The organism is Pseudomonas sp. 50_B, from assembly GCF_017491625.1.
GTDB lineage: Bacteria > Pseudomonadota > Gammaproteobacteria > Pseudomonadales > Pseudomonadaceae > Aquipseudomonas > Aquipseudomonas danubii.
In genome coordinates, this window is sequence record NZ_JAFGYX010000003.1 from 62,518 (window position 1) to 71,336 (window position 8,819).

8 protein-coding genes are annotated in these 8,819 nt (G+C 65.1%); all 8 read right to left on the reverse strand.

The window, feature by feature from the left end; all coding sequences use genetic code 11:
- Nucleotides 1–84: 84 nt before the first annotated feature.
- The gene (locus J5M73_RS05725; RefSeq protein WP_102865195.1) at nucleotides 85–1,284 is read right to left on the reverse strand and encodes an MFS transporter; all 1,200 of its coding nucleotides are present in this window, start codon (nucleotides 1,282–1,284) and stop codon (nucleotides 85–87) included.
- A 235-nt stretch (nucleotides 1,285–1,519) separates the two neighbouring features.
- The gene (gene efeO / locus J5M73_RS05730) at nucleotides 1,520–2,344 is read right to left on the reverse strand and encodes an iron uptake system protein EfeO (RefSeq protein WP_207815082.1); all 825 of its coding nucleotides are present in this window, start codon (nucleotides 2,342–2,344) and stop codon (nucleotides 1,520–1,522) included.
- A gap of 35 nt (nucleotides 2,345–2,379) precedes the next feature.
- Nucleotides 2,380–3,693 (reverse strand): iron uptake transporter deferrochelatase/peroxidase subunit, encoded by a 1,314-nt coding sequence (gene efeB, locus J5M73_RS05735; protein WP_207815084.1) that lies wholly within the window; start codon nucleotides 3,691–3,693, stop codon nucleotides 2,380–2,382.
- Between the two features lie 15 nt (nucleotides 3,694–3,708).
- Nucleotides 3,709–4,908 (reverse strand): iron uptake system protein EfeO, encoded by a 1,200-nt coding sequence (gene efeO, locus J5M73_RS05740; protein ID WP_207815086.1) that lies wholly within the window; start codon nucleotides 4,906–4,908, stop codon nucleotides 3,709–3,711.
- A gap of 10 nt (nucleotides 4,909–4,918) precedes the next feature.
- Nucleotides 4,919–5,767, reverse strand: a complete 849-nt coding sequence (efeU, locus tag J5M73_RS05745) for an iron uptake transporter permease EfeU (RefSeq protein ID WP_115582371.1) — start codon at nucleotides 5,765–5,767, stop codon at nucleotides 4,919–4,921.
- 220 nt (nucleotides 5,768–5,987) lie between these two features.
- On the reverse strand, nucleotides 5,988–6,893 hold the full coding sequence (locus tag J5M73_RS05750; RefSeq protein WP_102865190.1) for an AraC family transcriptional regulator: 906 nt from the start codon (nucleotides 6,891–6,893) through the stop codon (nucleotides 5,988–5,990).
- A gap of 177 nt (nucleotides 6,894–7,070) precedes the next feature.
- Nucleotides 7,071–8,369 carry a glycosyltransferase gene (locus J5M73_RS05755; protein WP_207815089.1) on the reverse strand — a complete coding sequence of 433 codons (1,299 nt, stop codon included), beginning with the start codon at nucleotides 8,367–8,369 and terminating at the stop codon, nucleotides 7,071–7,073.
- Nucleotides 8,370–8,454: 85 nt separating this feature from the next.
- Nucleotides 8,455–8,814 (reverse strand): response regulator, encoded by a 360-nt coding sequence (locus J5M73_RS05760; RefSeq protein ID WP_102865187.1) that lies wholly within the window; start codon nucleotides 8,812–8,814, stop codon nucleotides 8,455–8,457.
- Between the last annotated feature and the right edge of the window lie 5 nt (nucleotides 8,815–8,819).

Genomic DNA, 8,819 nt, shown 5'->3' on the forward strand with positions numbered 1-8,819 from the left:
CGAGGCTGCGCAAAGGTCCGCAGGACCTTCAGCGCTTCCAGGAACGACGCCTCTTGCAGAGCCGTTCGCAGCCTGCGGCAGCGGCTACAGGGATCGGGGGGTTGGCCAGATGGCGATCAGTACCAGCAACACCGCTGCCAGCAGGTAGGGCAGGCGCGGTTCGATGGCGTAGATCAGGCTGCCGGCCATGGGGCCGATGACCACGCCCAGGCCCTGGGCCGCGCCGATGCTGCCAGCAGTCGCGCCCTGTTCCGAGGCCTCTACGGCATTGGCCGCCAGCGCCGAGAACGATGGAAACACCCCACCCATGCCCGCCGCCGAGACAAAGAACGCCAGCCACAGGCCCCAGGCGCTGTCCACCAGCATGCTGCCGGCATAGCCCAGCGCCGACAGCAGGGCGCCGTAGCGGATCATCCGCAGCGGCGGCCATTCCAGCTTGCGCACCACCAATTGCGCGCAGATCAGCGCTACGCCGACCATGGCCAGGGCCACCCCGGCCGTCTGGGCGGCATCGGCGGGGCTCATGCGCAGCCGGTCCAGGGCGTAGAAGCTGACGGTGATCTGGGCAATCGACACACAGAGCATGGCGACAAAGGCCACCACCATCGGCCGGCGCAGCCGTGGGTCGCCCAGGCGCACCCGCGTCGGGGCCTGGGCCAGGTGCAGTTCCTGGCGTGGCAACTGGTAGCGCAGCACCACAAATGCCAGTAACGGCAGCAGCGCCATGGCGTAGAACGGCAGGCTGAGGCTGTAGCGGGCCAGCAAGGCGGCCACCGCAGGACCCACCACCAAGCCCACGGCGTTGGCGGCGCCCAGGGTGGCCATGGCACGGGCGCGGTGCTGGGGTTCGACGTTATCGGCGATCAGGGCGAAGCCGCCCACCGGGATCGCCGCATAAAAGGCGCCGATCAGCCCGCGGCCCAGCATCAGGCCGAGAAAGGCCATGGCGACGCTGGGCAGCGACTGCAGCGACAGGTCGATGAACAGGCACAGGGCCCAGTAGGCGAGGGTGAAGCCGGCCGTGCCCAGCAGCAGCACCCGACGCCGGCCGAAGCGGTCACTGGCCTGGCCCCAGGGGCGTGCCAGGAGCATCCAGATCACCCCGGAAACGGTCACGGCGGCGCCCGCATGCCAGGTTTCCAGATGCAGGGCCCGGGAGATCGGGCCGATCAGCGAGACGAAGGCCATCATCGACATGGTGCAGGCCATGTAGGCGGCCATCAGCGGCAGCAGCGAGAAGGGTTTGGCAGCCAGCGGCGTGGCCGCTGCTGTGGAGCGAGACATAGTGGGTCTTCCATGAAAGCCGTTGGGCCGTGAACGTTATCGGGATAACCGGCCACCGCCCAGCCTTATCTGCGTCGGTGATGGCAGCACCCTTGAGGCGCCGGCTGGTCGGCGAAGCGGGCGACCAGGACGAAGAAGCCATTGGGGCCTGTGTTGTTCTGGGCGTCGCTTTGGCTGGCCAGCCAATGCCTGCACCCGCCAACTCCTGCATGAGCTGGCTCAAGTGAGGGTGGGCTCAGTTCAGGCCCAGTTTGCCGCGCAGGGTGGAGAGGTCTTCGGCCAGGGTGTTGACCGGACCGATCAGGGCCTTGCGGTCGTTTTCCTTGACCTTGTCGTAGGTCATGAAGCCGCCGTCCGGGGTGTTGTACTTGGCGAGGATCTTGTTCACCGTGGCGAAGTTCTTGTCCACCTTGGCGACAAAGGCCGGGTCCTGTTTCGCGATCTGCCCACGGAACAGGTCGACGATTTTCTTTGCGCCGTCGATGTTGCCCTGGAAGTCGTAGAGGTCGGTGTGGCTGTAGCGGTCTTCTTCTCCGGAGATCTTGGTCGCGGCCACTTCCTCCAGCAGCGCGGCGGCACCCCCCACGACCTTTTCCGGTGGGAAGGTCAGGCCGGCGACGCGGGTTTGCAGGTCCATGACGTTCTTGTTCAGGCCGTCGGCCAGCTCGCCCAGGCCTTCGGTGCTGTTTTCCGAGAACAGCGAATATTCCAGGCGGTGGAAGCCGGTGAAGTCTTCGGCCTTGACGCCTTGCTCGTGGTCGTCGACCCGGGAGTCGATGGCGGCGTCCAGGTCGCTGAAGAGTTCGGCGATGGGCTCGATCGACTCGTAGTACACCCGGGTCGGTGCGTAGAGCTTCCTGGCGCTGGCCAGGTCGCCCTGTTTCACCGCATCGGTGAATTGCTGGGTGTGGCTGGCCAGTTCATCGAGCTGCTCGGTGACGTAGATCTTGTAATCGGAGATCGGCCCCACCAGCTCCAGGGGCGCAGCGGCGGCGAACGCCGACAGCGGAGCGTGGAGCAAGCCAAGGGTCAGCAACACAGCGAGAGGCGACTTTTTCATGGGACTTTTCCGTGGGGGTTGAAGTGTCATGGGGTTCAGGCGGTGGTGTTCGGTCGGGTGGCTTCGAGCAACGAGCGACCGATGAAATCGCCGGCGCCGGTGACCCCCGGCAAGCTGAAGAAATAGCCGCCGCCGGTAGGCTTGAGGTACTCCTCCAGAGGCTCGCCGTTGAGGCGGGTCTGGACCGCGATAAAGCCTTTTTCCAGGTCCGCCTGGTAGCAGATGAACAGCAGGCCCATGTCCAGCTGACCGTTCTTGTTGACCCCATTGGAGTAGTTGAACGGCCGGCGCAGGATCAGGTTCTGCCGGGTCTGTGGGGTGCGCGGGTTGGCCAGGCGGATGTGGGCATCGAGCTTGGTCAGCTTGCCGTGGGGGTCACGGGCGTAGTCGGGGACCTGGGTTTCCTTCTGGCCATCCATGGGCGCGCCCGTGGTCTTGATCCGGCCGATGATGCTTTCCTGCTCCTGCTGCGGGGTGCGGTCCCAGCGCTCGACAAAATTGCGGATGATCCGTACCGCCTGGTAGCTGCCGTGGGTTGCCCAGGCCGGTTCGTCGCTGCCGGGCTGGACCCAGACGATCTGCTGCATGGCTTGCTGGTCATTGGAGTCGGGGTTGGCCGAGCCGTCGCGAAAGCCCAGGAAGTTGCGCGCGCTTTGCGCCGGCTCCCCGGGCTTGGCCGGCGCCTGGGGCGGCACGCTGCCTTCCTGCTTCCAGCGCACCAGCAGCAGGTCGGGGAGGTTTTTCACGATGTCGCGCAGGGCGTGGATATTGGTGTCGGCGGTGTTGGAGCAGAACTGCAGGCTCAGGTCGCCATGGCAGCAGGCCGGCTCCAGGGCATCGTTGGGAAAACCCACCATGCGGATCAGGCGCTTGGGTTTGGCGGCGGCCAGGCCAAAACGTTCGTCGAACAACGATTCGCCCACCGACACGGTGATGGTCAGGTTGTCCGGGGGCACCACCGGGCCGAGGATGCCGGAATCCAGGGGCGGCAGTTTCGGGTCGACCTGGGCCACCGGCCCGCCGCTCATGAGAAAGGCGATGCGCTCGTCGAGGGTACGGAACAGTCGCTCCAGGTCGTCGCGGTCGCTGGCCAGCACATCGAAGGACACCAGCATGCCCGAGGTCGGGCGCGGGGTGACGATGCCGCTCTGGTGCTGGCCGTGGTAGTCGTGGCGGTCCTGGGTCCTGTCGCTGCTGGGGGCCTGGGTGACCTGGGCTGCGGCGCCGGCGGCCATGGCCGGGCCACTCAGGCTGCTGCCGGCCAGGGCCATGCCGGCGGCGCCCATGCCCAGCAGCACACGCCGGCGCTGGGCGCAAAAGCACGGGTTGGATGGATCGGAATCGTTCATTGAAAACTCGTCTGGTTACAGGCCGGAGAGGCCGAGTGCGGGATCGATGGCGTCGAGAGTGTCGGCCAGGGCCTTGGCCTTGTCGGCGATCTCTTTGCGTTGTGCGGCGCTGACCTTGTCGTAGTCCAGGTAGCCGAAGCCGTCGCGCAGGCTGGCGAGACGGGTGTCCAGGGCGTTCGCGGCGTTGTCGACCTGGGGCAACAACCGGGCAGCGGACTTGGCCAGCAAGGGGCGCAGCAGGTCGATGACCTTGCGGGTGGTCGCCAGGTTGGCGGCAAAGCCGTTGAGGTCGCTGTGGCTGTAGCGTTCTTCCTCGCCGCTGCTGGCCCGCAGGTCGGCAAGGCTGCGCAGGTTGCGTGCGACGATGCTCACCAGTTGTTCGGGCGGCAGGGTTTGGGCCAGCAGTTGCTCCTTGAGGCGCGAGACGTCGCTGGACAGCTGCTTCGCGACCGGAGCCAGGCCGGCCAGGTCGCGTTTCTGGAACAGGCCGTATTCCAGGCGGTGGAAGCCGCTGAAGCCCGGGTCCTGTTCCCGCTGTTCGAAATAGTCGGCGCGGGCGTTGATGGCGTTGTCCAGCTCGGCCAGGCGCTGGGCGGCCGGGGCCAGTTGCTGGTAGGCGGCGCGGGCCGGCAGATACAGGGCTTGGGCCTGCTTCAGGTCACCGGCATCGATGGCCTGTTGCAGAGCGTTCACCGCCTTGATCAGGGCACCGCCCTGGGTGCTCAGGTAAACCCGGAATTCCGCCAGTGGGCCGATAAAGGCCTCCATCGAAGGCCGGGCCTTGGCCTGGGCCTCGGACTGCGCGGTCGGGGTCACGTGCAGTGTGCCGCGCGGGTTGCTCAGCAGCCCGCACGTGATGGCGTAATCACCCGGTTGCAGGGTGGCGTTGATCACCTGGCTCAGGCCCGGAGCGATGTTCTCCCGCTCCTCGACCACCAGCACGCCATCGAGGATTTCCCATTCCACGGCGCGGTCCGAGCGGTTGACGATGCGAAAGCTGGCGTGACCTGCCGGCACCGTCAGCGCGTTGGGCTCACAGCTGTGGGGATGGAGGGTCACGGTGATTTCGCCCTGGTGGGCCTGGCGCTTGTTGGCGGCCCGTTGCGAGGCGTAATAGAACAGCCCGCCGGCGGCGATCATGACGATCACCGAGCCGGCAACCGCCCAGCGCAAGGCGCGGGGCGGCGAGGCCTGGGGAGAGGCTTGCTGAGTCATTGAGGGAGCCTTACTGACTGGAAACGGAAGATGCTGAGCCGGGCGCCTTGGCCGGGGCGCCGCCGGGCAGGAAGAACAGCACCAGGGTCACGCCCAGGTACAGCACATAGGCGCCTAAGGTGCTGAGGGTGGGCGCGTCCTGGTAGCCGAACATGCCGGCCAGCACCGAGCCCAAAGGGCCATCCATGGGCAGGCTGGCGCTGACATCGAAGAGCACGCTCTGCAGGTGGTTCCAGACTCCGGCTTCATGCAGGGCCTGCACCGAGTTGGCGAGGATGCCGGCGGCCACCACCAGGATGAACAGCCCGGTCCAGCGGAAGAAGGCGGCGAGGTTCAGGCGCATGCTGCCGGTATAGATCAGGAAACCGACGATGATCGCCATGATCAGCCCCAGCAGGGCGCCGAGCGGCGCGCCCGGGCCTTCGCTCTGCTGGAACACCGCCAACAGGAAGAACACGGTTTCCAGGCCTTCCCGGGCGACGGCGAAGAACACCATGGCGATCAGCGCGATGAGCTGATGCCGGGAGCCAGCCAGGGCCTGGTCCAGGGACGCTTGCAGGGAGTGCTTGATCGAGCGCGCCACCTTGCGCATCCAGAACACCATGGAACTGAGGATGCCTACGGCCACCAGGCCGACGATGCCCTCGAAGAGTTCCTGCTGCTTTTGCGGGAATTCGGCGCTCATCAGCTCCAGGCCGCCGCCCACCAGCAGGGCCAGGGCTGCGGCGAGAAACACTCCGATCCACACCGCGGGCATCCACTGGCCGCGGCCGGTCTGCTTCAGGTAGCTGGCGATGATGCCAACGATAAGCGCGGCTTCAATCCCTTCGCGCAGCATGATCAGAAATGGAACAAGCATTCAGCACCGGCGGGGCAATGGATAGGGAGCTAACTTGTAACATAATGATACTCATTGCCAAATGAAGATTATTGACAACTGCTGAACGAAGCCTGAACGAGATTTATTTACCAGTGTTTGCGCTCTGTAGGAGCCGGCTTGCCGGCGAAGAGGCCCCTGAGCCTTGTGCAGGACGTTGGACCGCCTTAGCTGGCAAGCCAACTGCTACGGGGCGGGGCGATCAGCCCAGGTTCTGCTCGGTCAGGCGTTGCACCGCCAGGCGGCGGTAGTGGGAAGGGGTCATGCCCTTGAGTTGCTGGAAGCGGCGATTGAAGTTGGAGATGTTGTTGAATCCCGATTCGAAGCACACATCGGTCACCGGCTTGTCGCCATCGGCCAGCAGTTCGCAGGATTTGCTGATCCGCAGGCGATTGACGAACTCGATGAAGCAGCGCCCCGTGGCCTGTTTGAACACCCGGGAGAAGTAGGTGGGCTTCATCCCCAGGTACTGGGCCACTTCCTCCAGGGGCAGCTCTCGGGCGTAGTGGGCAAAGATGTAGTCCACGGCACGGTTGGTGCGATCGACACTGTGTTCGTCCGCCAGTTGCACACGGGTGGCGCCGGACAGCAGTTGATAGTCGTCGCAGGCCGCCAGCAGTTCCATGAGGATGAAAAAGTGGCCGAGGCGGGTGATGCCGCTGGAATCGGCAATGCGCTGCATCAGGGGCAGGGCCTGGGCGATGGTGTGCTTGCAGCGGAACTCGATACCGTATTGCGCCCGCTCCAGCAGTGGGCTGAGGTTCTTCAGTTCGGTGAACACCTGGCTGCCGCTGTCGAACAGTTCGTCGGTGAAGTTCACCAGCATGTCGCGCTTGGCCACGACCTCGTCCTCGGCCACCTGGCTGATCCAGTTGTGGGGCAGGTTGGGGCCGGTCAGGAACAGCGTCTGCGGATAGAAGTTGCCAATGTAGTCGCCGATGAACACCTTGCCGGAGCTGGCGACGATCAGGTGCAGTTCGTATTCCTTGTGGAAGTGCCAGCGCACCAGGGGGCAGGGGAAGCCGTGCTGGCGATAGATGATCGACAGGCCGTTATGGTCGTCCATCAACTCGTAGGAGGGGTCGCTGATCTTGCCGGTTCGACTCATGGCGCGGGACTGTTCTTGTTGTTGGCCGCGCTGATAATGCCTTGTGCCCCGCCCGCGCACCAGTAGGAGCTGGCTTGCCAGCGAAGGCGTCCTTGAGGGCGATGCAGGGCTTGTGGGCCTCTTCGCCGGCAAGCCGGCTCCTGCATGGAGTTTGCGTGTCTCGCCCGTAGGAGGAGGTCATGGGGCAGGGCGGTTCTTGGCTTCGATCCATTGCGCCATGTATTGGGTGCTCTTGTGATGGTGGTGTCGCAGCATGGCGCCGGTGAAGTTGTCCCGGCGCAATTGTTCCAGGTGCTGGCGGCAGTCTTGCAGGCGCTGGATCAGGGCCGGGCCGTGGACTTGCTGGCGGTAGCGCGCCTCAAGCAACCGCCGGCCATCGGTCTGGGCCTGTTCCCACAACTGTTGGTCCTGGTACAGGCGCACGGCCGCGGCCGCCAGGGCGCTGGCCGATTCGGCCACCGCGCCAGGCCAGGGCAGGCCATCCTGGGACATGGATTCGCTGCCCACCGGCGTGGTGACGCTGGGCGTGCCGCAGAGCATGGCGTCCAGCAGCTTGCCCTTGATCCCGGCGCCAAAACGCAGGGGGGCCAGGCAGATCCGCGCGGCACTCATCACCTGCAGCGCGTCTTGTGCCCAGTTCATGATGTAAAAACCCTGGGCCGGGTTGTGCAGGGCTGCCGCCTTGGGCGGTGTGTAGGCGCCATACAGGTGCAACTGGGCGCCGGGCAGTTGTTGGCGGATCAATGGCCACACGCGGTTTTTCATCCAGAGCACGGCGTCCCAGTTTGGCGCGTGGCGGAAATTGCCGATGCTGAGGAAGTGCGCCCGCTGTTCGAAGGGCGGGAAGTCCTGCGGCAGTTGTTCCAGCATCAACGGGCACCAGTGCAGCAGCGCCGGTGGCAGGCGGAACTGCTGCACCAGCAGTTCGATCTCCACCTCGGAGATCATCAGGCTCAGGTCGCAGCGGTAGATGGCGGCGATCTCGCGCTTGGCCAGGTCGGTGTCGGCCATGTGCTGGAACTCTTGCGCCGTGGCCTGGGTGAACAGAGCGCTGAAGTCATCTTCGTCGGCGCAGGCCTTGAGCTGATCCTTGAGGCGCTGGTGCCGGGCATGGCGCAGGCATTGCAAATCCGAGGTTTCCAGGACCCGCAGGGCATTCGGGCAGTGTTGCTCGACCCGCCAGCCGAACTGTTCCTCCATCATGAACTGGTCGAACAGCACGATGTCCGGGGCCAGTTCGGCGACAAAGCGGTCAAAACTGCTGTTGTTGAGCTCGATCGGGCATTCGCGGATACCCAGGGCCGCGAGGTCCTCCTTGTGTTCGCCCTCCTTGGCCGGGCTGCTGAAGGTCAGCTCCCAGCCCTGGTCGAGGAAACTCTGGAGGATCTGCATCATGTGCCCGCCGGCGGCGGAGGAGCGGGGTTCGGGCCAGACGTAACCAATGATCAGGACTTTGGTTGCGGCGGTGGGACTCATGAGGGGCGATTCCTGGCAGGCAAGGGCAAAAAAAGGCCGCCATTAAACCACAGCGCGCCAGCGGCGGATCAGGCCGCTGCCGGGCTCAACCGAGGATGCTGCGCACCTTGTCCCGCAACTGGTCGATGGAGAAGGGCTTGCCGATCACCGACATGCCGGCAGGCACGTCGATGGACTCGGCATAGCCGCTGGCAAACAGCACCGGCAGGTGCGGACGCAATTGCCGGGCGCGTTCGGCCAGTTCACGGCCGTTCATGCCGGGCAGGCCGACATCGGTCATCAGCAGGTCGATGGTCTGTTGCGGGTTTTCCAACAGGCTCAGCGCGGCGTCACTGCCATCAGCCTCCAGGACGCTGAATTCGAGCTCTTCGAGAACATCGACAATCAGCATGCGCACGATGGCATCGTCTTCGACGACTAGGATGGTGGAGACGCTGGCGGGCATAGGGA

Coding starts and splice junctions, on each gene's coding strand:
- efeO (WP_207815086.1), bottom strand. CDS start 4,908: ATGACTCAGCAAGCCTCTCCCCAGGCCTCGCCGCCCCGCGCCTTGCGC.
- J5M73_RS05755 (WP_207815089.1), bottom strand. CDS start 8,369: ATGAGTCCCACCGCCGCAACCAAAGTCCTGATCATTGGTTACGTCTGG.
- efeB (WP_207815084.1), bottom strand. CDS start 3,693: ATGAACGATTCCGATCCATCCAACCCGTGCTTTTGCGCCCAGCGCCGG.
- efeU (WP_115582371.1), bottom strand. CDS start 5,767: ATGCTTGTTCCATTTCTGATCATGCTGCGCGAAGGGATTGAAGCCGCG.
- efeO (WP_207815082.1), bottom strand. CDS start 2,344: ATGAAAAAGTCGCCTCTCGCTGTGTTGCTGACCCTTGGCTTGCTCCAC.
- J5M73_RS05725 (WP_102865195.1), bottom strand. CDS start 1,284: ATGTCTCGCTCCACAGCAGCGGCCACGCCGCTGGCTGCCAAACCCTTC.
- J5M73_RS05760 (WP_102865187.1), bottom strand. CDS start 8,814: ATGCCCGCCAGCGTCTCCACCATCCTAGTCGTCGAAGACGATGCCATC.
- J5M73_RS05750 (WP_102865190.1), bottom strand. CDS start 6,893: ATGAGTCGAACCGGCAAGATCAGCGACCCCTCCTACGAGTTGATGGAC.